This window comes from Streptomyces sp. NPDC047880, assembly GCF_040706515.1.
Lineage (GTDB): Bacteria > Actinomycetota > Actinomycetes > Streptomycetales > Streptomycetaceae > Streptomyces.
This window is the reverse complement of sequence record NZ_JBEZOK010000013.1, coordinates 58,123-80,441: the sequence shown is the minus strand read 5'-3', so window position 1 is coordinate 80,441 and position 22,319 is coordinate 58,123. Positions and strand designations below refer to the sequence as shown.

Genomic DNA, 22,319 nt, shown 5'->3' with positions numbered 1-22,319 from the left:
ACTGCGCGCGGTAGGCTGGCCGATCGCTGCACCGCACAAGGACGCCCGGCGCTTCGTCGGTCAATGTCCGGAAAACCCGCCCGTTTTGGGGTGTGTGTGGTACGGCAGAACCGGAGGACGCGCAACGTGGCGCAGTCCACAGCGGAACCGTCGCGGATCAAGCTGCCGTGGGGGTGGTTCGACCGCGACAATGCCAGTGAATGGCTTTGTCGCCTTTTCCGGGCGGACCGTTCGTGCCGCTGGGGACGCACGCTCGTTCTTCACTGCGGGGCGGTCGGTGCGCCGTTCCGGGCGAGCTGGTCGTAGGAGCACTAACCGATGGGCGAGGGGTACGCATGACCGACACCGGCCAGGTCCCGGGCGAGGGGCTGCCGGAGAGCGCAGGCATGGTGGAGCAGCCGGACGCCCCCGCGCCCGGTGCGTACGCCGACCTCTCCGAGACCCCCGCCGAGGACGACGACCTGCTGCTGCTGCCGGGCGCCCAGGGCGCCTGGGGCAACGAGGTCCCCCCGCCCGCGCCGGAGCCGGTCCAGGAGACCGTGCACCAGCCCGGGCCGCACGAGATCTCCGGCCGGGACAGCGGCTCGGTCGACCTCGGCGGTGTCCGCCTGCCGGACCCGCCGCCGATCCCGCCCATCACTCCGCGCCGGCCCCTGCACCTCGGTCCGCCGCTGCCCGACAGCTCGGCCAGTCCGGTCCGCTCCCTCGCCGACCGCGGCCCCGCGGACGCGCCGGTACGCCAGCCGGCGCCGGCCGCCGCGGGCCCCGAGTACCTCGACGGCCCCCGCGCCCCCGAGACGCAGACGTATCCCGCCGCGCCCTGGGCACCGGTCACGCACCCGGCCCCGGTGGGCGCCGGGGCGGCGGCTGCGGAAACGGTTGTTCCGGCGACGGCACCGATGGGCACGGCCCCGGCGGTCGCGACCCCCGCGACGACGGAGCCGAGCCATGCGACCCCGCAAGCTCCGGCGTCGGCGCCCGCAGCGGCACCGGCACCGGCGGTGCAGACCCCTGCCGTCGACCAGGCCGTGGTGTCGGCGCAGGCGCAGGCAGCCGAGGCCGTCGCCGGTCAGGCTCCGATGGGTGACCCCGCCGCTGTGGGTGCCGGCCCGGACGGAGCTCAAGTCGCCGCCGAGCAGGTCATGCCCGCAGCGGGCGCAGACGCCGTGGACCCGGGCCTGGACGGGGCGGCGGGCCGGGTGAGCGCTGCCCGGGCCGGACTGGCCGCCGCCGGTGAGCCCGCCGGTGTCGCCGAGGACCGGGCGGCCGTGGTCGGGTATCCGGTCCCCGAGCAGGGCGCCGCCGTCGTGGGCGACCCCGTCGTGACCGGCGTCGGTCCGGACGGGGTTCCGGCGACCGGCGTCGGTCCGGACGCGGGCCCGGTGACCGCGGCCGAGAGCGTGGCCGTGGCCGCTCCGGAACAGGCTGCGCAGCCCACTTCGGAAGCCGGGCCGGTCGTGGAGAGCCCCGTGCAGGGTGGTGAGTCCGGGGTGGCCGCTGGATCTCCTGACGGTTCCGTGCCGGAGGCCGCCGATGAGCAGGTCACGGAGGCCGCCGCCGAACAGGCCGTGGCGCCGGCTCCTGCCGCTGAGGCCGGGCAGGCCGCTGAGGTCGTCCCGTCCGATGAGGTCGTCCCGGCCCCTGAGGCGGTCCCGTCTCCTGAGGCGGTCCCGTCTCCTGAGGCGGTCCCGGCCCCGGCGGCCGCCCACGCCCCTGAGGCCGTCCCGCTCCCCGAGGCCGCCGCCCCGGAGCAGGCCGCCGCCACTGCGCCCCAGCCCGTCAGCGAGGAAGCCCCCGCCCCGGAGGCGGTTGCGCACACGCCGGCTGCCGTCGTTTCCCCCGCTCCCCGGCCCGTCGCACAGGAGCCGCACGTCACGGCCGAAGCATCTGCGCCCCAGCCCCCGGCGAGAACTGACGCCGTACCAGCCGCGCAGGAACCCGAGGCGTCGGCGCCGCAACCCACCGCTCCGGCCCCTGAGGCGCCCGGGCAGGAAGCCGTCGCCCCGACCGCGGAACCGGCCGGCCAGGAGGCGACTGCCCCGGCCGCGGCACCGGCCGGCCAGGAGGCGACTGCCCAGGCCGCGGAACCGGCCGGCCAGGAAGCAACCGTTCCGGCCGCCGAGGCGGTCCCCGCCCCGGAGCCGACTCCGGCCGCCGAGGCCGTCGCCGCCCCGGACCCGGCCCAGGCCCCGGAACCTGTGGCCCAGGCTGCCGTGCCCGCCGACGCACCGGCCCCCGCCGACCCCGCCGTGCCGGCCGCCCCGGACACCGTCCAGGACGCGACCGCACCGGCTCAGCCCGGCCCCGCAACGGCCCTCCCCGAGACCCCTGAGCCCACCGCACAGGCACCCGAAACCCCCGCACCGGCACCCGAGGCACCCGTGCCCACCCCCATTCCCACCTCCGCCGCCGAAGCCGTCGAGTCCGACCCGACCCCCCAGGCGGCCGACACCGACACCCCGGCACCCACCCCCGAGGACGTCACCGTCGTACTCCCGGCCCCGTCCGCGGACGAGCAGCCGGGGCAGCCCGGAGAGCCCGAACAGCCGGTGCAGGGCCCGCAGCAGTCGCAGCCGGTCACACCCGGGACGCCGGAGCCCCCCGCGCCCGCGATCGCCGTCCCGGCACCCCGCGACGGCGACGCCGAACTCGCACAGAACGCCGACGACCTGGACACCCGGGGCGCCGAACAGGAAGACCTGGCCGACCAGGAACGCCGAGAAGAGAGCGCGGCCGCAGTGGCAGAAGCCCGACAGTCCACCGGCCCCGCGGCCCCCGGCTACGACCCGGCCGAGCGCGAGGCCGTTCTGAAGGTCATGCGTGAACGCCGCGACATCCGCAACGGCTTCCGCAGCGACCCGATCCCGCACGAGGTGCTGCTCCGTGTCCTGGAGGCCGCCCACCACGCGCCCTCCGTCGGTCACTCGCAGCCGTGGGACTTCGTCGTCATCCGCTCCGCCGACACCCGACGGGCGATGCACGAACTCGCCATGCGTCAGCGTGACGCCTACGCGAAGTCCCTCCCCAAGGGCCGGGCGAAGCAGTTCAAGGAACTGAAGATCGAGGCCATCCTCGACACGCCGGTGAACATCGTGGTCACCGCCGACCCGACCCGCGGCGGCCGTCACACCCTGGGCCGTCACACCCAGCCCCAGATGGCCCCCTACTCGGCGGCCCTGGCCGTGGAGAACCTCTGGCTCGCCGCTCGTGCCGAAGGCCTCGGCGTCGGCTGGGTCAGCTTCTTCGACGAGCGCGAGATGGTCCGCGCCCTCGGCCTGCCCGAGCACCTGGAGATCATCGCCTACCTGTGCGTCGGCTACGTCGACGAATTCCCGGACGAGCCCGAGCTGTTGCAGGCCGGCTGGTCCAAGCGCCGCCCCTTGTCCTGGGTCGTGCACGAAGAGACATACGGCCGCCGTGCCCTGCCCGGAGAGGAACCCCACGACCTGCTCGCCGAGACCGTCGCGCAGATCCGCCCGCTGGACGCCAAGGCGCTCGGCGAGGCGTGGGAGCGCCAGAAGCGTATGACCAAGCCGGCCGGTGCGCTGGGCATGCTGGAGATCATCTCCGCGCAGCTGTCCGGCCTGTCCCGCCAGTGCCCGCCGCCCATCCCGGAGCCCGCGGCCGTCGCCATCTTCGCGGGCGACCACGGTGTGCACGCCCAGGGCGTCACCCCCTGGCCGCAGGAGGTCACGGCCCAGATGGTGGCCAACTTCCTGGGCGGCGGCGCCGTCTGCAACGCCTTCGCCACCCAAGTCGGTGCCGAGGTGTGCATCGTGGACGTGGGCGTCGCCGCAGACCTCCCGGCCACCCCGGGTCTGCTGCCCCGCAAGATCCGTGCCGGCACGTCGGACCTGACGACCGGCCCCGCGATGACCCGCGAGGAGGCCACGCAGGCCATCGAGGTCGGCATCGAGACCGCCCGCGACCTGGTCGCCGCCGGCAACAAGGCCCTGCTGACCGGTGAGATGGGCATCGCGAACACCACCGCGTCCGCTGCTCTGATCTCCGTCTTCACGGGTGCGGACCCGGCGGAGGTCACGGGCCGGGGCACCGGGATCAACGACGAGACCCTCGCCCGCAAGACCGAGGTCGTCCGCCGCGCCCTGGAACTGCACCAGCCGGACCCGGCCGACCCCATCGGCGTGCTCGCCGCGATCGGCGGCTTCGAGCACGCGGCCATCGTCGGTCTCCTCCTCGGTGGCGCCTCCCTGCGCACGCCGGTGATCCTGGACGGCGTCAGTGCCGGCGCCGCCGCCCTGGTCGCCCGCGCGATCGCCCCCGAGGTCCTGGCCGCGTGCATCGCGGGCCACCGCAGCGCCGAGCCGGGCCACGTCGCCGCGCTCAACAAGCTGGGCCTGCGCCCCCTGGTCGACCTCGACCTGCGTCTCGGCGAGGGCACCGGCGCACTGCTCGCCCTCCCGCTGGTCCAGAGCACGGCCCGGGCGATGCACGAGGTGGCGACGTTCGATTCGGCTGGCGTGACGGAGAAGTAGGGCTCCAGCCGTCCCCGTGGATCCGTGGGCGGACGTTCCGCAGACCGGGCCGCCCGCCCACGGCCAAGGACCCCCACCCCGCGGACCCTGCGCCCCAAGCATCCCCACCCCGGGGACCACGACGGACCCTCATGGCCCGGCCCCGGCTCGCGCCCCAGGCCGCCCACGGCCCGGCCTGCACGACACCCCGCAAAACGCCCGTCGGGGGGCACCCCGGTGCCCAGCCACTGGACCACCTGGGCCACGCTCCCTCCCGCCCATTAAAATCCGCACGTCAGGGCACTGAACACCGCCGCAACAGGAGCCGCACCTCATGGCCGAACACCCCGCCTACCCCGTAGGCCTCCGCCTCGCCGGCCGTCGTGTGGTCGTCCTCGGCGGCGGCCAGGTCGCCCAGCGCCGCCTTCCGGCACTGATCGCGGCGGGCGCGGACCTCCTCCTCGTGTCCCCGGAGGCCACCCCGTCGGTCGAGGCCATGGCGGACGCCGGTGAGATCACCTGGCACAGGCGCCCCTACCAGGAGGGCGACCTCGCGGACGCCTGGTACGCCCTGATCGCCACCAGCGACACGGAAGCGAACAACAGGGCGTCGGCCGAGGCGGAACGCCACCGCGTCTGGTGCGTCCGGTCCGACGACGCCGACCTCGCGACCGCCTGGACCCCGGCCACCGGCCACAGCGAGGGTGTCACGGTCGCCGTCCTCACCACCGACGCCAAGGGACGCGACCCCCGCCACACCGCCGCCGTCCGTGACGCGGTCGTCGAGGGCCTGCGGGACGGCACGCTCGTCGCACCGCACTACCGCACCCGCACCCCCGGAGTCGCCCTGGTCGGCGGCGGCCCCGGCGACCCGGACCTGATCACCGTGCGCGGCCGGCGCCTGCTCGCCGAGGCGGACGTGGTCATCGCCGACCGCCTCGGCCCGCGCGACCTCCTCGCCGAACTGCCGCCCCACGTCGAGGTGATCGACGCGGCGAAGATCCCCTACGGCCGCTTCATGGCCCAGGAGGCCATCAACAACGCGCTGATCGAGCACGCGAAGCAGGGCAAGTCGGTCGTCCGGCTGAAGGGCGGCGACCCGTACGTCTTCGGCCGTGGCATGGAGGAACTCCAGGCCCTCGCCGAGGCCGGCATCCCCTGCACGGTCGTCCCCGGCATCTCCAGCTCGATCTCGGTCCCGGGCGCGGCCGGCATCCCGGTCACCCACCGCGGCGTCGCCCACGAGTTCACCGTCGTCAGCGGCCATGTCGCGCCCGACGACGAGCGGTCCCTGGTCGACTGGCCGTCCCTGGCCCACCAGACCGGCACACTGGTGATCCTCATGGGCGTCGACAAGATCGGGAAGATCGCCGAGACGCTGGTCGCCCACGGAAAGCCGGCCGGCACCCCCGTCGCCCTCGTCCAGGAGGGCACGACCGCCGCCCAGCGCCGCGTCAACGCGACCCTCGCGACGGTCGCGGAGACCGTACGGACCGAGGATGTGAAGCCCCCGGCGGTCATCGTCATCGGCGATGTCGTGAAGGTCGGCCCCCCGGCCCCCGCGACAAGCGAGTAACCCCGGGTAACCAACCCGTCCAGAGCCGTTGGCACCACACCCAGGACAAGGCAGTATCACCCTGTGGCCGATCTCATCACCGTCGAGGATCCCGACGACCCGCGTCTGCGCGACTACACCGGCCTGACCGACGTGGAGCTGCGCCGCAGGCGCGAACCCGCGGAGGGCCTGTTCATCGCCGAAGGCGAGAAGGTCATCAGAAGGGCCAAGGAAGCCGGCTACGAGATGCGGTCCATGCTGCTCTCGGCCAAGTGGGTCGACGTCATGCGCGACGTCATCGACGAACTGCCCGCCCCGGTCTACGCCGTCAGCCCGGAGCTCGCCGAGCAGGTCACCGGCTACCACGTGCACCGCGGCGCGCTCGCCTCCATGCAGCGCAAGCCCCTGCCCACGGCCACCGACCTCCTGCGGACCGCCCGCCGCGTCGTCATCATGGAGTCGGTCAACGACCACACCAACATCGGCGCGATCTTCCGGTCGGCCGCCGCCCTCGGCATGGACGCCGTCCTGCTGTCGCCCGACTGCGCCGACCCGCTCTACCGCCGCAGCGTGAAGGTCTCCATGGGTGCCGTCTTCTCCGTCCCGTACGCCCGTCTGGACACCTGGCCCAAGGGGCTGGAGTCGGTCCGGGAGGCGGGCTTCACCCTGCTCGCCCTCACCCCCGACGAGAAGGCCCGGCCCCTCGACGAGGCCGCTCCGCACACCATGGACCGTGTGGCCCTCATGCTCGGGGCGGAGGGCGACGGCCTGTCCACCCAGGCCCTGGTCGCCGCCGACGAGTGGGTCCGCATCCCCATGTCCCACGGCGTCGACTCCCTCAACGTGGGGGCGGCGGCCGCCGTGGCCTTCTACGCCGTGGCCACCGGCCGGCCCACGGTCTAGGGCCGGCCGTGGAGCAGCGCGACGCGATCGTCGCCGTACTCCGGCGCGGAGAGCGTCTCCTGGCGATCCGGCGCGGCCCGGCCGTCGCCCGGCCCGGCTACTGGCAGCCCGTCAGCGGCAAGGTCGAGCCGGACGAGACCCAGGAGCAGGCGGTCGTGCGGGAGGCCCACGAGGAGGTCGGCCTCACCGTAGTACCGGAGGCGAAGGTCTGGGAGTCGGAGACCGACGACCATCGTTTCCGTCTCCACTGGTGGACCGCCCGCGCGGACTCGGGCGACGTGCTCCCCGACCCGGGCGAGGTGGCGGAGACCCGCTGGGTCACCCCGCGCGAATTCCTGGCACTGGACCCGGTCTTCGACGGCGACCGCGAGTTCTTCGAACGGATCCTGCCGCAGCTGTGACACCCCGCTGAAGCAGGGCCTCGCCCCACGGCCACAGTCGCGCGGCCCGGATTCCTACGGCTCGAAGTGCCCTGCGCGTTCGACCTGCTGGACGTGCTCCTGCCGTACGCCGCCCCCGTCGCCGAGCCCCCGCGCCGGGCCCTGGCAGCCCTGCACCAGGGCGATACCGACGGCCACCAGCAAGGTCACCACGACGAACACGAACAGCCGCTGCCGCAGCAACCGCGGATTGGCGGGTCGCAGCCGGCTCCCGGTGTTCCTGGACGCCGGACGCCCGGTGCCGCTGTGCGGGCCGGGGCGTCCACTGCCCGGCCGCGTCCCGTCACGCCCGGTGGGCGTCGGCCGCGACCCCGACCGGGACGTGGTGCCGCCCCGGGAGGCATCGGGCCCGCGCATCGGGGTCCTGCTCCGGCTTCCGCTCCCCGTCGACCGGTTCCCGCCCCGCGTACCGGACCCGCTCTGGGACGCCGTACCGTCCGGCGCATGGCCGTCCCGGGAGGGGGCGGAACCCCGCGGTGGGGGAGTGCCCCTGCCCCGCTGGGCGCCGGACGTGCCGGAACTGTGCTGCCCCTGGGGACGCCGGGCCCGTTCGGGGTAGGTGTCGACGGGCCGGTCGCCCTCGGCGCCGCGCGGCGCGGGCGGCCGCACGCCGGCCAGATCCTGTGACTCCCGGGCCGCGATCTCCTTGAGACGCAGCGACAGTTGGAGCGTGGTGGGCCGCTCCTCGGGGTCCTTCGCCAGACACGCCCTCACGAGCGGAGCCAGCGCGTCGGGCACACCGTGCAGCTGCGGCTCCTCGTGCACCACGCGGTACAGCATCACCTCGGAACTGCCGTGCCCGAAGGGCGAGTCGCCCATCGAGGAGTACGCGAGCGTGGCACCGAGCGAGAACACGTCCGTGGCGGGGGTGACGGCGGCCCCGCGCACCTGCTCCGGCGCGAGGAAGCCGGGCGAGCCGACCGCCGTGCCGACATGGGTGAGTGTGGAGGCGCCGGTGGCCCAGGCGATGCCGAAGTCGATGATCCGCGGCCCCTTCGGGGACAGCAGGATGTTGGACGGCTTCAGGTCCCGGTGCACCACCCCGGCCTCGTGCACCGCGACCAGGCCCTCCGACAGGGCGGCACCCACGGCCGCGACATCGGCCGCGCCGAGCGGTCCCTCGGCCGCGACCTTGTCGTGCAGGGAGGGGCCGGGCACGTACTGCGTGGCGAACCAGGGGCGGTCCGCGTCGAGGTCGGCCGCCACCAGCCGGGCCGTGCAACCGCCGCGGATCCGCCGGGCCGCCGAGACCTCACGGGCGAACCGGGAGCGGAACTCCTGGTCCTCCGCCAGGTCGGGGCGGATGACCTTGAGCGCGACCCGCTGCCCCCTTTTGTCGGAGCCCAGGTAGACCACGCCCATCCCGCCCGCGCCGAGCCGTCTGTGAAGCTTGAACGAGCCGACGACGCGCGGGTCCTCGCGCCTCAGGCGCATCATCGCCATGTTCATCCCCGCTGCCCGGTCCTGTGACGAGCCACAGCTTACGTTTCCACGGCCGCCCGCGCGCAGAGGCCGCGCCCTCTCAGCGTGATGGATTGTCAGTGGTGGGCGGGAGACTTGAAGAGTGGTCAGGGAGGGCGCGAAGAGGCGGACTTCGTGTGAAGGGTGACCCCAACCACCCGTCACGGAAGGGGGATTGGTCCTGTGAAGGGTGATCACGTGGAGATGGCCGGGGATGCGGGGGACGCGACGCGCACCCACGAGGTCGCGGCGAGCAGAGCGGGCCGCAGGGTGGAGACGGCGGTACGCCGAGACGTCGTGGAAGTGAGCGAAGTCACCCGATGGGGGTCCCCCGCACCGTTCAGGCAGTGAGGGAGAGACGGTCGTGCGCACCGTCCGCTTCATGGCGAATCGGGTGCTCGCGCTGGTGGAACAGCCCGTTCCGCGCGCGGAGGGCCCGGGCAAAGTGGGGTGATCCAGGCGTCCCGTCGGGGAAGACCCCGAGTCCCGCGCCCTCGTCTCCACCCAGGGGAGTACATCGCAGGTCGCGGCTCATCCTCGGGGAGGCCCGGCAATCGGTACGAGGGCATGACGCCGCGGAGGGGCCGGACGCCTAGATTTGAGGTCAAGCGGCGGGTGGCAGCACTCGTCCCCCGAGGTCAGACGCCCGCCGCTGCCAACGACAACTGAGAACGGTCAGGAGAGGGACCATGGCCCAGACGGCACCGCGGACACTGCTCCGCGAGGAGGGACGCAAGGCGCACGCCGCCGCGTTCCGCCCCCGCCGCCAGGGCCGCCGCCACCCGCTGGTGGCGACGCTGATGGCCCTTCCCCTGGCGGTCCTGCTCCTCCTCGTCTTCGACGGGTGGGAGACAGTGGCCACACAGGCGTCGTCCGTGGGCGAGATGCTGGGGCGCTGAGCGGCGACCCCAGGCCCGGAAGAGCGGTCCGGGCGGGGACATCACACCCATGAAACCCCGTGGGGACGGGGGTGCGGCGGACGGCACAGATGCCGGCGCAGCTGGGGAGCTGCGCCGGCATTGCTCTTCCCGCAGCCGGTCACCCCCACCTCACCCGCTCCTCGGTCCGGGCGTGCCGGGAACCCGCTTCCGGTTGTTCCTGACACCGCGCACCCCGCCCCACGTACTCTCACCCCGTGACCCCCGCCCCCCTCGTGCACGCGCTCATCCTCCGGGCCCGAGCGGCCGCCCACGCCCGCTCGTCGGCCTGCCCCTGCGGCGCGGCCACGCTCGCGGACCGCCCGGACGGCATCGTCGTGCGCCACGCGGACACCGTCGCCAAGGCACACCCGCCGGACAGCGACCCGGCCGAACTGCGCGCCCGCCTCCGTGTGGCCGCCCGCCTTCCCGACATCCTCCTGCCGCCGCTCGACTCGTCCCCGGTCACCCTGCGCGGCCGCGTCGTGACGTTCTGGCCGTACGGCACTCCCGTGGACCCGGACGACCCGGACGCCGCCCCCTGGGAAGCGGCCGCCACCCTCCTCGCCCGCCTCCACCGCACCCCGGTCCCGCAGGGCCTGCCCCCCATGCGCGGCCCCGTCAAAGCGGCCCGGGCCATGGCCCGGCTCCGCGACGTCGGCCCGCATCCGGCCGCCGCCCCCGTCCTGCGAGCCTGGGCCACCCTCCCGCCCTGGGCCCGCGGAGAGGCGCCGATGCCGCGCTCCGGGGCCCTCTGTCACGGCGACCTCCACCTCGGCCAGCTCATACGCCGCCCCGCGCCCGACGGCCCCTGGCTGCTGATCGACGTGGACGACCTGGGAGCCGGTGTCCCCGCCTGGGACCTCGCCCGCCCCGCCGCCTGGTACGCCTGCGGACTGCTCCCGCCCGGGGAGTGGGACCGGTTCCTCACCGCCTACCGCGAGGCCGGCGGCCCGGCCGTACCCGCCGAGGGCGACCCCTGGCCCGCTCTCGATGTCGCCGCCCGGGCCCTCACCGCGCAGACCGCGGCCCGGGCCGTCACCAAGGCGGTCGAGGCCGGCCGGCCGCTGGACGAGGTGGAGCGGGCGGTCGTGGACGCCTGTGACCGAATGGCTACCGTCCCGCCACAGTTGACGCCGGAGCACGCGAAGTAGGGTGCAACCGACCACAGCGGGACAGAGTCTGTCCTGGCGACACCTGAAGCAGGACCGACCGGCGAGGAGTTGAACGACCATGCAGTGTCCGAAGTGCCACGCACCGATGCACACGTACAACCGCAACGGCGTACAGATAGAGCAGTGCAGCGGCTGCCGCGGCATCTTTCTCGACTACGGCGAACTGGAGTCCCTGACCCGCCTGGAGTCCCAGTGGTCCCAGGCCGCCCCGCCGCCCCCGCCCGCTCCGCAGGCCTACCCCGCCCCGCCGGCCCCCGCCTGGGGCGCCCCGCACGGAGGCCACGGACATCACGGCCACCACGGACACCACCGTCACAAGAGCTTCGGGCACATGCTGTTCTCGTCCTGAGTCATGGCACGACAGGAGCCCCCGGCCGCGAACGGCCGGGGGCTCCTGTGTGATGTGGACGATACTGGGATTGAACCAGTGACCTCTTCCGTGTCAGGGAAGCGCTCTCCCGCTGAGCTAATCGTCCTCGGGGTCATGAACACGGACTGCATCCGGTCATGGGCACTGCGTGCGCGATACTGGGATTGAACCAGTGACCTCTTCCGTGTCAGGGAAGCGCTCTCCCGCTGAGCTAATCGCGCGGGTAAGGATCTTGAAAGATCCAGTGGACGATACTGGGATTGAACCAGTGACCTCTTCCGTGTCAGGGAAGCGCTCTCCCGCTGAGCTAATCGTCCTTGGAGGTGGAGACGGGATTTGAACCCGTGTAGACGGCTTTGCAGGCCGTTGCCTCGCCTCTCGGCCACTCCACCAGGAGTGTAGGGGGCCGGGAAGCCCCCTCTTCCTTCGAGCGGACGACGAGGTTCGAACTCGCGACCTCAACCTTGGCAAGGTTGCGCTCTACCAACTGAGCTACGTCCGCCTGTCGTTTCGGTCCGCTCTCGCGGCCCGGCGACGTGTTGAACTCTAGCGGATTCCGGGGCCAGTACAAAAACGCGTTTGTGCAGCGTGCTGCGCCTCCCCTGCTCAGGGAGGTCACAGGGCCGCGCGACGGGACATCCCCCGGTCACCTTTGAGACACCCGCCCTAGACTCGACTGCGTGCTCGACCTCCCTCCTCTCGCCCGCTTCGGCTACCGCGTCGCCACCGGGCTCCTCGACGTCACCGACGATCCCGAAGCCCTGGAGTCCAGCGGCTTCTGGGCCGTCTGCGCCGACTTCGAAGGCCGTCTGACCTGCGCCCGTTTCGCGCAGATCCGGACGGCGGACGTGCCCGCTGCGGTCCCCGGCGCATGGCACGGCCCGGCCGCCGGTGACTGGACGTCCTCGCTCGACCGCGCCGCGTACACGTCGGCGGTACGGAGGATCCGTGACCACATCGCGGCCGGCGAGGTCTACCAGGCGAACCTGTGCCGGGTGCTGTCCGCGCCCGTCCCGCCCCACGCCGACGTGGACGCCCTCACCGCACTGCTCGCCCGCGGCAACCCGGCGCCCTACGCGGGGACGATCCGCCTGCCCCGGCACGGCGTGGAGATCGCCACCGCCTCGCCCGAACTGTTCCTGCGGCGCGACGGCCGGGTCGTCGAGTCCGGACCGATCAAGGGCACCGGCAGGACGGAGGCCGACCTGCTGGAGAAGGACTACGCCGAGAACGTCATGATCGTGGACCTCGTCCGCAACGACATCGGGCGGGTGTGCGCCACGGGCAGTGTGTCGGTGCCCGACCTGTGCACCGTCGAGAAGCACCCGGGGCTGGTCCATCTCGTCTCGACGGTCCGCGGCGAGCTGGCCGACGGGGCGGGCTGGGCCGAGCTGCTCGGCGCCGCCTTCCCGCCCGGCTCGGTCACCGGCGCGCCCAAGTCCAGCGCGCTGCGGATCATCGACGCGCTGGAGACGGCGCCCAGGGGCCCGTACTGCGGCGGGATCGGGTGGGTCGACGCCGACCGGGGGACCGGCGAGCTCGCCGTCGGCATCCGCACCTTCTGGATCGACCGGGCCGCCGGCATGCTGCGCTTCGGTACCGGAGCGGGCATCACCTGGGGCTCCGACCCCGAGGGGGAGTGGCGGGAGACCGAGCTCAAGGCGTCCCGGCTGCTCGCGATAGCGTCGGGAACGTACGAGGTGAGTGGAGAGGACCTGACGTGAAGATCTGGCTCGACGGCGGACTGCAGGACATCGACTCCGCCCGCGTCTCCGTCTTCGACCACGGGCTGACCGTGGGCGACGGCGTCTTCGAGACCGTGAAGGCCGTGGACGGCCTGCCGTTCGCCCTCACCCGGCACCTCGACCGGCTGACCCGCTCCGCGCGCGGCCTCGGGCTGCCGGACCCGGACCACGACGAGGTGCGCCGCGCCTGCGCCGCCGTCCTGGAGGCCGGCCCCGTACCGCTCGGCCGGCTGCGCATCACGTACACCGGCGGCCACGGTCCCCTCGGCTCCGACCGTGGCGACCACGGCCCGACCCTCGTCGTCGCCCTGGGCGAGACGACGCGGCGCCCCGACTCCACCGCCGTGATCACCGTGCCCTGGACCCGCAACGAGCGCGGCGCGCTCACCGGCCTGAAGACCACCTCGTACGCCGAGAACGTCGTCGCTCTGGCCCGTGCCCGCGAACAGGGCGCCTCGGAGGCCCTGTTCGCCAACACCGTGGGGCAGCTGTGCGAGGGCACCGGGTCGAACGTCTTCGTCGTCCTCGACGGCGAGATCCACACGCCGCCGCTCGCCTCCGGCTGCCTCGCCGGCATCACCCGCGCGCTGACGGCCGAATGGACCGGCGCGAAGGAGACCGACCTGCCGCTGGACGTCCTGGAACGGGCCGAGGAGATCTTCCTGACGTCCACCCTGCGGGACGTGCAGGCCGTGCACCGCGTCGACGGCCGTGAGCTGCCGGGCGCGCCCGGCCCGGTGACCGCCAAGGCCATGCGGATCTTCGAGGAGCGGGCGGGGAACGACCTCGACCCCTGACAGCCCCCGCAAATTCGGCTGACCACGGCCGTGGTTGCGGGTAGAACACCCCTGATGACCACGACCCTGCGGCCGACCGAGCCGCTTCAGCAGAACGCCGACGGGACGCGCTCACGCCGCTACCAGGTGTGCGTGAACAGCCGTCCCGTGGGAGCGATACACCTCGGCACGCATCCCGTGTTCGGCGACGCGGTGGCCCGGATCATGGAACTGCACATCGAGGAGCCGGACCGCAGGCGGGGCCGGGCCACGGTCGCCGCGCTCGCCGCGGAGGAGGTGGCGCGCGGTTGGGGGTGCCGCCGCATCGAAGTCACGGTCCCGGCCGCCTCCGAGGCCGGGCTCCGGCCCGCCACGGCACTCGGCTACGTCGTCCGCAACCGCGGCATGGAGAAGGCCCTCGGCGACACCCCGCCGGATCTTCCGGAAGGCAGCCGCGCCCGGCCCATGACCGAGGCGGAGTTCGGCCCCTGGCTGGAGAAGGGCACGGAGGACTACGCGCACAGCTGGATGGAGCGGGGCGTCCCGGAGGCCGAGGCCCGGGCCAAGTCCGAGCGCGACCACGCCACCCTCCTGCCCGACGGGCTCGCCACCTCCGGCATGCTCGTCAGCGTCGTCGAGCACCTGGGCACACCGGTGGGCACGCTGTGGCTGGCGGTGCGCGAGAGCAGCGCGTTCGTCTTCGACGTCGAGACCGACGCCGCCCACCGGGGGAAGGGCCACGGCCGCACCCTCATGCTGCTCGCCGAGGCCCAGACGATCACCGAGGGCAGGCGGACCCTCGGTCTCAACGTCTTCGCCGGCAACACCCCGGCCGAGCGGCTCTACGACTCACTCGGCTACGCGACCACGCAGTACGCCATGTACAAGCCGCTGCTGTAGCGGCCCGGGAGCCGACGGCCGGGCAACGGGAGGTCAGTGTTCCTGCCCGGCCAGCAGCCGGTCCGCGATCTCCTCGATCCGCTCCCGCAGCCCCTCCTGGCTCTTGCCGCCGTCGAGCCGCTCACCGCCGATGACGTACGTCGGGGTGCCGGTCACGCCGATCGCCTTGCCCTCGGCCTGGTCGGCGTCCACGAACAGGATGTGCCGGCCGTCGATCAGCGCGGTGTCGAACTCCTCGGCGTCCAGGTTCAGTTCGCGGGCCAGCTCGACCAGGAAGGACTCTCCCTGACGTCCCAGCTCCTCGACCCGGCCGAGCAGCGCCTCGACGTACGGCCACCCCCGGCCCTGCTCCCACGCCTCCTCGGCGGCCTGGGCGGCGGCGAAGGCGTGCTTGTTCTTCTCCAGCGGGAAGTGCCGCAGCCGCAGCTCCAGACGCTCCCCGTAGCGGGCACGCAGGGCACGGAGATCGTCCAGCGCGGTGCGGCAGTCCGGGCACTGGAGGTCGCACCAGACCTCGAGGACGGGGGCGGCGGAACGGTCGGAGGAGGAGTCGCTCATACCGACAGTCTTCCAGCAGGTGCCGCCGGGGGCGCAGCCCGCACCGGCACCTGCGGAGGAGGAGACCCGGAGATGTCCCTGATGCCGGGCCCGGAGCATGGCCCGCCGGGGTGCCGCGGGTGCAGGATGGAAGGGACGAAGTGCCCCGCCCCGACCGCGTGACGCCTGGAGGACCGGATGATTGCCGAGACCGTCTGCTCCGCCGTGTCCGCGGCGGGCCTGGGCATCGCGGTCGTCACCGCGTACCGCAAGCGCTACCTCGCCGCGGTCCGTATCGCGGCCTACTCCCTCGTGCCGATCGGCCTGGTGATGACGGGCGTCGTCGAGTGGCTGGCCGACACCGCGTTCAGCCCGACGGCCTGGGCCGGGTTCGCGGTGCTCGGCGTGGCCTGGGTGCTCTTCATGACCACACGGGCCGTGGAGCGGCGGCGCGGCGGCACCCGCAAGGAGCGCAGGGCCGCGGCCCGCGCGGCCGGCGGGCCCGACGCGGTGGCACCCGCCTCGGCGCCCTCCCTGGGCCAGGGCGCCCGCCCGGCGGCCCGGCCCGCGCCGGCCTCCCGGGGTGACGACGACTTCAGCGACATCGAGGCCATCCTCAAGAAGCACGGCATATGACGGCAGCCCCGCCCGGGGCTGAAACGTCACAGTGGGTCCGCCGCCGCGCGAAAGTGATCACAACCCGAACCGGACCTCGCGCAATCGGCGCACTCCCGCGCGTTACGAGGGCACTGATCGCGTTCGGCGGGGCGCCTGCGCCATCATCGCCGCGAGATGCCGCACACGACGAAACAGAGCCACCCCGCACCGCCGCAGGACGAGGTACGTCCTCCGCGGGACGAGCCCCTTCTCCCACGGGACGAGCCACGTCCCCGGCAGGACGAGCCGCGCGGTTGCCTCTTCGCCCTCTCCCAGCCACCGCTGATGATCTTCCTGGCGGTCATCGGGAGTCTGCTGCTCATGGCCTCGTTGCACGATCTGCTGTTGCTGTGAGCCTGACCCGCGGTACCCGGCGCCACCCGCCGGGGCCGCGTCGCATCGACGGCCTCCGTGCCCGGTGGCCCTGGCGGACGGCGGCCCTGGCCGGACGGCGGTCAGCCCGCCGCCTCCTTGCGGCGCGCGCGGTACGCGGCCACGTGCAGACGGTTTCCGCAGGTGCGGCTGTCGCAGTAGCGCCGCGAGCGATTGCGGGAGAGGTCGACGAAGGCACGCCGGCAGTCCGGCGCCTCGCACCTCCGCAGCCGCTCCTGCTCGCCGGCGACCACGAAGAACGCCAGGGCCATCCCGCAGTCGGCGGCCAGGTGGTCGGCGACGGAGGCACCGGGTGCGAAGTAGTGCACATGCCAGTCGTAGCCGTCGTGGTCCGTGAGCCGGGGTGTGGTGCCGGCGGCCGCGACCAGGTCGTTGATCTGGCCGGCGGCGGTCCGGGCGTCGGGGGCGGCGAAGACGGCGGCGAAGCGTGAGCGGATCTTGCGCACCGCGGAGAGGTCGCTCTCCGAGAGCACCCCGACATCGCTGATCTCGTGATTCCGCACGAAGTCCGTGAGGGTCACCACATCCGGCAGCCCGTCCGCCGCCGTGTCGTCCTCCGGTGCGGTGTTCACCAGATCGACCACGGTGTCGAGGGCGCACCGGGTGTCGTGGGTGATCAGCACGATTCGCTCCCTGGCCTGAGGGTCGGGCGGGCGCCCGCCGATGCTGGCCGATGGTAACGGCTCCACCACCGCCGGACCGCCCACATGCCCGCACACGGCTTCGAATACAACGCCGGGGGACCGGCCATGGTTCCCGCGTGTGAGGGCGAGGGCGAGGGCGAGGGCGCCGGGCCGGGGGGGCGTACGCACGCGAACCGGCGCCGGACCGCGTGAGCCGCGGTATCGGCGCCGGTGTCATGCCGTATGCGGTTGTCCGGGCCCGAGCCGTCTCCCCGAGTCGACGGCGCCGGGCGGCTTTGTGGGTGCTTCGCCCTAGCTTTCCGCCAGGATGTGCGAGAGCTCCTGGTCGAGGTCGAAGTGCCGGTGTTCCGTGCCGGGCGGCACGGCGGCGTCGGTCCGCTTCAGGAAGGACTCCAGGGCCCGTGCCGGGGCCTCCAGCAGGGCCTCGCCCTCCGGCGAGCTCAGGGCGATGCACACGACGCCCTGACCGTGACTGCGCGACGGCCAGACGCGGACGTCGCCGGTGCCCGTAGGGCGGTGAAGTCCCTCGGCGAGGAGGTCGCGGGCGAACACCCACTCGACGGTTTCCTCGGCTCCGGTGTGGAAGGTGGCGTGCACGGCGTAGGGGTCGGCCGTGTCGTACCGCAGGCCTGCGGGGACAGGCAGGGAGGACTCGCTCGACACAACGAGGCGCAGGTGCAGCTCGCAGCTGACCGTGGTGTTCATAAGCGCCAGGGCCTTTCGCTCAGTGTGCGCTCGGGGATTCGCACGTCGGCGAAATCGACATGCCACCTACGGTGCCGTTGTAAACCCCTCTGAGTGTTTTGCGTGCCTTTACGTAACTCTTCCGGCCGAGAGATCGTTCGAGTCGTGCGTCCATTCCGGTGACTGGTTTCGCTCGGGTAGTGTTTGGCCGTATGAATACGGGGAGTGACGAGCCGGGCGAGGTGGCCGTGGCATCGAACGAGACGGGGACGGGCGAAGTGCACGGCGAGCAGGACCGCGGGCTCGGTTCGCGGGCGCCGGAGTTCATCAAAGCCCGTCGGGCGCTGCACGTGAGCTGGCAGGTCGGGGTCTTCGTCATCGGGCTCGCGGTCGTCGTGGCCGGCATCATCATGCTGCCCCTTCCCGGGCCGGGCTGGGTCGTGATCTTCGGCGGCATGGCGATCTGGGCGACGGAGTTCGTCTGGGCCCAGCTGGTGCTCCGCTGGACCAAGCGGAAGGTCACGGAGGCGGCCCAGCGGGCCCTCGATCCCAAGGTGCGGCGACGCAACATCATCCTGACGTCCGTCGGGCTGGTGATCGTGGGCGTCCTCGTCGGCGTCTACCTGTGGAAGTTCGGCATCACCATGCCGTGGAAGATCAAGGACCAGTGAGCGTCACAGGCACCCCCTGACATGGGGTAATGTTCTTCCTGCGCCCGGGCGATTAGCTCAGTGGGAGAGCGCTTCGTTCACACCGAAGAGGTCACTGGTTCGAACCCAGTATCGCCCACCCGGACCGGCGGCCCACCTGCGTCATCGCAGGTGGGCCGCCGTCGTTGTACCCAGCTAGGGGCAGGGGTCGCGTGGCCTCCTGAGGGAAGCCCGCGCGGCGGTCACCAGCGTCCGGCGAGTGGCCCGAGTGTGGCCCCTGCCGGCCGGCCGGCGACGATGGCCGGCGCATCCCCATGGCGACCGGTGACGCCGCGTTCCGCCGTCGAGGGCTCTCACGTCCTCCAAGCCCGAATGGCGCCCGCCCCGGCCCTCGCGCCGGCCGTCACGAGCCCGCCCGCTGTGTCGAGCACCGCTCGGCTCGTCGCTGCCCCGGCTCGCCCTCGTCCATCCCCCCGTCGCCCCGCGGTCGCCCTCGACCCCGTCGGCGCCGCACCCGCAGCGCCCCCTTGTGGCAGGCCCGTGGCCGGAACCCGCCCCTGGGCCCCACCGTCCTCCCCGGCCGCCCGGGGTCGCTTTTCGGTCACGTCGGTATCCGGTCCGGCTCACCCCGCCCCGCTCGGCAACCCCGGTCAGGTCATCGTCACCAGCGATGTCGCCGGACCCCGCCCCCTGGGCCCACCTCCACATCCCGCTCCGTGACCCACTGCCCCGGCAAGAAATTCTTGTCCGAATCATTGACGCACTCTCAGCCCCTCCGTACCTTGTGCCAGCAAGCGCTTACTTGAAACGATTCATGCAAGCGGGAACGACGTGCGGGGAGGCCCAACCGTGGTGAACGGCAGGAATGTTGAGAGACGTACGATCCTGAAGGCGGCCGGAGCCACGGCAGCCACGTTGGGGTTGGCCGCGACGACCGGCTGCGGGGGCGACGGAGGGGCCTCCGCGGACGGGACGGTGACGATCCGTTACGCGTGGTGGGGTGCGGAGGACCGTGCCCAGCGCATCAACAAGACCATCGCCTTGTTCGAGAAGAAGTACCCGAAGATCAAGGTGAAAACGGACTTCCAGCCTTATCTCGACTTCTGGAAGAAGTTCAACACCCAAGCCTCCGGCGGGAATCCGCCGGACGTGTTCCAGAATGCGATCGGTTTCCTCAGGAAATACGACGCGAAGAACGTGCTGCTCGATCTCAGCGAGCAGGCCGAGGCCGGCCACCTCCGGATGGACGGATTCCGCGCCGGACTCGAGAAGTTCGGCGAGATCGACGGGAAGCTCCTCGGCGTTCCGGTCGGTTCGAACTCCATGGCCCTGGTCATCGACAAGCCTGTATACGCGCGGGCCGGGGTGAAGCCGGAGCAGGGCTGGACCTGGGACGACTACCACGTGGCGATGAAGAAGATCCGCGACCGGACGGGGCGCGCCGGTGACACCGGCCCGTACAACGTCATGTACCTCTACGACCTCTACCTGCGCCAGAACGGCAAGGCGTTCTTCACCGAGGACGGGCTCGGCTTCACCGAGGCGGATCTGACGGACTGGTGGACGAAGGCCGAGGGGGGCGTCGAGGACGGCAGCTACGCCAACCAGAAGAAGGTTGCCCAGATCAAGCCCAAGTCGGCGGTCGCCGGGGAGATCTCCGCTGGTGAGTTCACCTGGGACAACTTCACCGTCCGCTACACCTCCGAGGGCAGGAGCGAGTACGGCCTGGCCCCCATCCCGACCACGGACGGCAAGAAGACCGGCCAGTACCTCGGCTCTCTCATGCTGAGCGCGTCCAAGCGCACCCAGCACCCCAAGGAGGTCGCCCAGTTCATCGACTTCATGGTGCACGACCCCGAGGTCGCCGAGATCATGGGCTACGACCGTGGCGTGCCGGCGACGCAGGCCCAGTACGACGCGTACCAACCGGCCGACGAGGTCAACAAGGCGATCGCCGCCTACGAGGAGTCCCTCGTCAAGGCGGGCGTTCTGGAGCCGATCACCCCGCACCCGAACGGTGCGGACGTCTGCGAGGCCGCCTTCCTGCGCATCGGCGAGGAACTCGGCCTGGGCAAGCGCTCGGTGGGCGAGGCCGTCAAGCAGTTCTTCACCGAGTCGAAGACGGCTCTCGGTACCTGATGGGAACCACCGTGACACACGCCCCCGCGAGGGAGGGCCTGCCCCGGGGCGAGGACTCCGAGCCGCGGCACGGTCCGGTGGACCCCCCGCGCCCTGCCGCCCTCAAGCGGCGGCGGCGCCGGGAGAACTTGGCCGGCTATCTCTTCATGTCCCCGTGGATCGCCGGGTTCCTGCTGCTCACGGCGGGTCCGATGAGCGCCTCGCTCTACTTCGCCTTCACCGACTACAACCTGTTCGACGCCCCGCGGTGGATCGGCCTCGACAACTTCTCCGAGATGTTCGGCGATCCGCGCTGGCGTCACTCGGTGCGGGTGACGCTCTGGTACGTGGCCGTCGGCACGCCGCTCAAGCTGATCGCCGCCCTCGGCGTGGCCCTGCTGCTCGCCCAGAGCCGGCGCGGACAGGCCTTCTACCGGGCCGCCTTCTACGCGCCGTCACTGATCGGCGCGAGCGTGTCCGTCGCGGTCGTCTGGAAGGCGATCTTCTCGGACGACGCGATCGTCGACCGGACCCAGAAGATCTTCGGTGTCGAGGTCGGCGGCTGGACCGGCGACCCGGACATGATCATCTACAGCCTGGTCGCGCTCACCGTGTGGCAGTTCGGCGCCCCCATGGTCATCTTCCTGGCCGGCCTCAAGCAGGTCCCGCGCGAGCTGTACGAGGCGGCCGAGGTCGACGGCGCGGGCACGTTCCGCCGGTTCTGGAACATCACGCTGCCGATGATCTCCCCCGTCCTCTTCTTCAACGTCCTGCTGGAGACGATCCACTCCTTCCAGATCTTCAGCTCGGCGTACATCGTCGGCGGCGGTGCCGGAGGCAACGCCTGCGGTCCCGCCGACGGATCGATGGTCTACACCTGCTACCTCTACGTCCAGGGCTTCGAGAACAGCCGCATGGGACTGGCCTCCGCGATGGCCTGGCTGCTGCTGGTCGCGGTCGCCCTGGTGACGGCGGTGCTGTTCTGGTCCCAGAAACGCTGGGTGCACTACGAGGAGGGCGCCCGATGAGTGCGCAGGCTACCGATATCAAGCCCTCCGCCGCGGCCGGGGCGCTCCGGCGCAAGCTGCCCGGCTCCCTCGCCTGGCACATCGGGTCCCTGCTGATCCTCGCGGTGATCCTCTACCCGGTGATCTGGGTCGTCGGCGGGTCCTTCAAGAAGAGCGAGGACATCGTCGGCAGCCTGGACCTGTTCCCGGGCGACCCGGTCCTCGGCAACTACAAGAGCCTCGCCGACGGCATCGCCGACATCCCGATCTCCACCTTCTTCTTCAACTCGCTCTTCCTCGCGGTCGGTTCGGTCGTCGGCGTCCTGGTGTCCTGCTCACTGACGGCCTACGCCTTCGCGAGGATCCGGTTCGCGGGCCGCAATCTGCTGTTCACGCTGATGATCGGCACACTCCTGCTGCCGTACCACGTGCTGCTGATCCCGCAGTACGTGCTGTTCCGCAACATGGAGCTGATCAACACCTACACGCCGCTGCTGCTCGGGAAGTACCTGGCCACCGAGGCGTTCTTCGTCTTCCTGATGGTGCAGTTCATGCGCGGCATGCCCAGGGAACTCGACGAGGCGGCCCGCCTCGACGGCGGCGGGCACCTCCGGATCTACTGGTCGATCGTGCTGCCGCTGAGCCGGCCGGCCCTGATCACCAGCGCGATCTTCACCTTCATCAACTCCTGGAACGACTTCATGGGCCCGCTGATCTACCTCAACGAGCCCGACAAGTACACGGTCTCGCTCGGCCTGAAGATGTTCGTCGACCAGGAAGGCCTGGCCAACTACGGTGGCATGATCGCGATGTCGCTGGTCGCGCTGCTGCCGGTGCTGGCCTTCTTCCTCGCCTTCCAGCGCCATCTGATCGACGGCATGGCCACGTCGGGCCTGAAGGGCTGAGGCGGGC

20 protein-coding genes, 6 tRNA genes and 1 pseudogene are annotated in these 22,319 nt (G+C 72.2%); 18 read left to right on the top strand and 9 right to left on the bottom strand.

Annotated features, from left to right (window positions below):
• The first annotated feature begins 335 nt into the window (after positions 1 to 335).
• From cobT to AB0937_RS20635, 4 genes are all read left to right on the top strand, one after another.
• The gene (gene cobT / locus AB0937_RS20650; RefSeq protein ID WP_366713528.1) at positions 336 to 4,496 is read left to right on the top strand and encodes a nicotinate-nucleotide--dimethylbenzimidazole phosphoribosyltransferase; all 4,161 of its coding nucleotides are present in this window, start codon (positions 336 to 338) and stop codon (positions 4,494 to 4,496) included.
• A gap of 313 nt (positions 4,497 to 4,809) precedes the next feature.
• Complete coding sequence (gene cobA, locus AB0937_RS20645; protein ID WP_366713526.1) at positions 4,810 to 6,051, top strand: uroporphyrinogen-III C-methyltransferase; 1,242 nt, start codon at positions 4,810 to 4,812, stop codon at positions 6,049 to 6,051.
• A gap of 63 nt (positions 6,052 to 6,114) precedes the next feature.
• Positions 6,115 to 6,933, top strand: a complete 819-nt coding sequence (locus AB0937_RS20640) for an RNA methyltransferase (RefSeq protein WP_366713524.1) — start codon at positions 6,115 to 6,117, stop codon at positions 6,931 to 6,933.
• Positions 6,934 to 6,941: 8 nt separating this feature from the next.
• Positions 6,942 to 7,334, top strand: coding sequence for an NUDIX domain-containing protein (locus AB0937_RS20635; RefSeq protein ID WP_366713523.1), 393 nt, complete (start codon positions 6,942 to 6,944; stop codon positions 7,332 to 7,334).
• A 54-nt stretch (positions 7,335 to 7,388) separates the two neighbouring features.
• Here AB0937_RS20635 and AB0937_RS20630 read toward each other — a convergent pair whose 3' ends face one another.
• Positions 7,389 to 8,822, bottom strand: coding sequence for a protein kinase (locus AB0937_RS20630; protein ID WP_366713521.1), 1,434 nt, complete (start codon positions 8,820 to 8,822; stop codon positions 7,389 to 7,391).
• A 195-nt stretch (positions 8,823 to 9,017) separates the two neighbouring features.
• Between AB0937_RS20630 and AB0937_RS20625 the strand changes: the two are divergent.
• The 4 genes and pseudogenes from AB0937_RS20625 to AB0937_RS20610 all read left to right on the top strand — a co-directional run bounded on the left by AB0937_RS20625 (position 9,018) and on the right by AB0937_RS20610 (position 11,275).
• Positions 9,018 to 9,288 (top strand): annotated as a pseudogene (locus AB0937_RS20625) (hypothetical protein).
• Between the two features lie 235 nt (positions 9,289 to 9,523).
• The gene (locus AB0937_RS20620) at positions 9,524 to 9,733 is read left to right on the top strand and encodes a hypothetical protein (protein WP_366713520.1); all 210 of its coding nucleotides are present in this window, start codon (positions 9,524 to 9,526) and stop codon (positions 9,731 to 9,733) included.
• Positions 9,734 to 9,969: 236 nt separating this feature from the next.
• The gene (locus AB0937_RS20615) at positions 9,970 to 10,905 is read left to right on the top strand and encodes an aminoglycoside phosphotransferase family protein (protein WP_366713518.1); all 936 of its coding nucleotides are present in this window, start codon (positions 9,970 to 9,972) and stop codon (positions 10,903 to 10,905) included.
• A gap of 79 nt (positions 10,906 to 10,984) precedes the next feature.
• Positions 10,985 to 11,275 carry a zf-TFIIB domain-containing protein gene (locus AB0937_RS20610; protein WP_344368180.1) on the top strand — a complete coding sequence of 97 codons (291 nt, stop codon included), beginning with the start codon at positions 10,985 to 10,987 and terminating at the stop codon, positions 11,273 to 11,275.
• A 55-nt stretch (positions 11,276 to 11,330) separates the two neighbouring features.
• Here the strand turns inward: AB0937_RS20610 and AB0937_RS20605 are convergent.
• From AB0937_RS20605 to AB0937_RS20585, 5 genes are all read right to left on the bottom strand, one after another.
• Positions 11,331 to 11,402 (bottom strand) — tRNA-Val (locus tag AB0937_RS20605).
• A gap of 43 nt (positions 11,403 to 11,445) precedes the next feature.
• Positions 11,446 to 11,517 (bottom strand) — tRNA-Val (locus AB0937_RS20600).
• Between the two features lie 24 nt (positions 11,518 to 11,541).
• Positions 11,542 to 11,613, bottom strand: a tRNA-Val gene (locus AB0937_RS20595).
• A 1-nt stretch (position 11,614) separates the two neighbouring features.
• Positions 11,615 to 11,688: transfer RNA gene (locus AB0937_RS20590), tRNA-Cys, on the bottom strand.
• 37 nt (positions 11,689 to 11,725) lie between these two features.
• Positions 11,726 to 11,798 (bottom strand) — tRNA-Gly (locus tag AB0937_RS20585).
• 178 nt (positions 11,799 to 11,976) lie between these two features.
• On the opposite strand from AB0937_RS20585, the gene AB0937_RS20580 reads away from it, so the two are divergent.
• Genes AB0937_RS20580 through AB0937_RS20570 form a run of 3 tightly spaced genes read left to right on the top strand, consistent with a single transcriptional unit; the run spans position 11,977 to position 14,717 of the window.
• A complete protein-coding gene (locus AB0937_RS20580) occupies positions 11,977 to 13,020 on the top strand; it encodes a chorismate-binding protein (protein WP_366713517.1) in 1,044 nt (347 codons plus the stop codon).
• Entirely contained in the window at positions 13,017 to 13,838 is an 822-nt protein-coding gene (locus tag AB0937_RS20575) for an aminodeoxychorismate lyase (protein WP_366713515.1), read from the top strand. The genes AB0937_RS20580 and AB0937_RS20575 overlap by 4 nt, the downstream gene beginning before the upstream one ends.
• Before the next feature lie 54 nt (positions 13,839 to 13,892).
• Complete coding sequence (locus AB0937_RS20570) at positions 13,893 to 14,717, top strand: GNAT family N-acetyltransferase (protein ID WP_366713514.1); 825 nt, start codon at positions 13,893 to 13,895, stop codon at positions 14,715 to 14,717.
• Between the two features lie 33 nt (positions 14,718 to 14,750).
• Here the strand turns inward: AB0937_RS20570 and AB0937_RS20565 are convergent, their stop codons facing one another.
• Entirely contained in the window at positions 14,751 to 15,275 is a 525-nt protein-coding gene (locus AB0937_RS20565; protein WP_366713512.1) for a DsbA family protein, read from the bottom strand.
• A gap of 177 nt (positions 15,276 to 15,452) precedes the next feature.
• On the opposite strand from AB0937_RS20565, the gene AB0937_RS20560 reads away from it, so the two are divergent.
• Both AB0937_RS20560 and AB0937_RS20555 read left to right on the top strand, forming a co-directional pair.
• Entirely contained in the window at positions 15,453 to 15,890 is a 438-nt protein-coding gene (locus AB0937_RS20560) for a hypothetical protein (protein ID WP_366713510.1), read from the top strand.
• A 156-nt stretch (positions 15,891 to 16,046) separates the two neighbouring features.
• Complete coding sequence (locus AB0937_RS20555) at positions 16,047 to 16,265, top strand: hypothetical protein (protein ID WP_366713685.1); 219 nt, start codon at positions 16,047 to 16,049, stop codon at positions 16,263 to 16,265.
• 101 nt (positions 16,266 to 16,366) lie between these two features.
• Here AB0937_RS20555 and AB0937_RS20550 read toward each other — a convergent pair whose 3' ends face one another.
• A complete protein-coding gene (locus tag AB0937_RS20550; RefSeq protein ID WP_366713509.1) occupies positions 16,367 to 16,927 on the bottom strand; it encodes a CGNR zinc finger domain-containing protein in 561 nt (186 codons plus the stop codon).
• 312 nt (positions 16,928 to 17,239) lie between these two features.
• Entirely contained in the window at positions 17,240 to 17,653 is a 414-nt protein-coding gene (locus AB0937_RS20545) for an SsgA family sporulation/cell division regulator (RefSeq protein WP_004002642.1), read from the bottom strand.
• Between the two features lie 191 nt (positions 17,654 to 17,844).
• Between AB0937_RS20545 and AB0937_RS20540 the strand changes: the two genes are divergently transcribed.
• From AB0937_RS20540 to AB0937_RS20520, 5 genes are all read left to right on the top strand, one after another.
• Positions 17,845 to 18,303, top strand: a complete 459-nt coding sequence (locus tag AB0937_RS20540) for a TIGR02611 family protein (RefSeq protein WP_366713507.1) — start codon at positions 17,845 to 17,847, stop codon at positions 18,301 to 18,303.
• Between the two features lie 46 nt (positions 18,304 to 18,349).
• Positions 18,350 to 18,421 (top strand) — tRNA-Val (locus AB0937_RS20535).
• Positions 18,422 to 19,131: 710 nt separating this feature from the next.
• Entirely contained in the window at positions 19,132 to 20,421 is a 1,290-nt protein-coding gene (locus AB0937_RS20530; RefSeq protein ID WP_366713506.1) for an extracellular solute-binding protein, read from the top strand.
• Positions 20,421 to 21,428 (top strand): sugar ABC transporter permease, encoded by a 1,008-nt coding sequence (locus tag AB0937_RS20525; protein ID WP_366713504.1) that lies wholly within the window; start codon positions 20,421 to 20,423, stop codon positions 21,426 to 21,428. Before AB0937_RS20530 ends, AB0937_RS20525 begins: the two co-directional genes overlap by 1 nt.
• On the top strand, positions 21,425 to 22,312 hold the full coding sequence (locus tag AB0937_RS20520; protein ID WP_366713502.1) for a carbohydrate ABC transporter permease: 888 nt from the start codon (positions 21,425 to 21,427) through the stop codon (positions 22,310 to 22,312). Before AB0937_RS20525 ends, AB0937_RS20520 begins: the two co-directional genes overlap by 4 nt.
• Positions 22,313 to 22,319 lie beyond the last annotated feature (7 nt).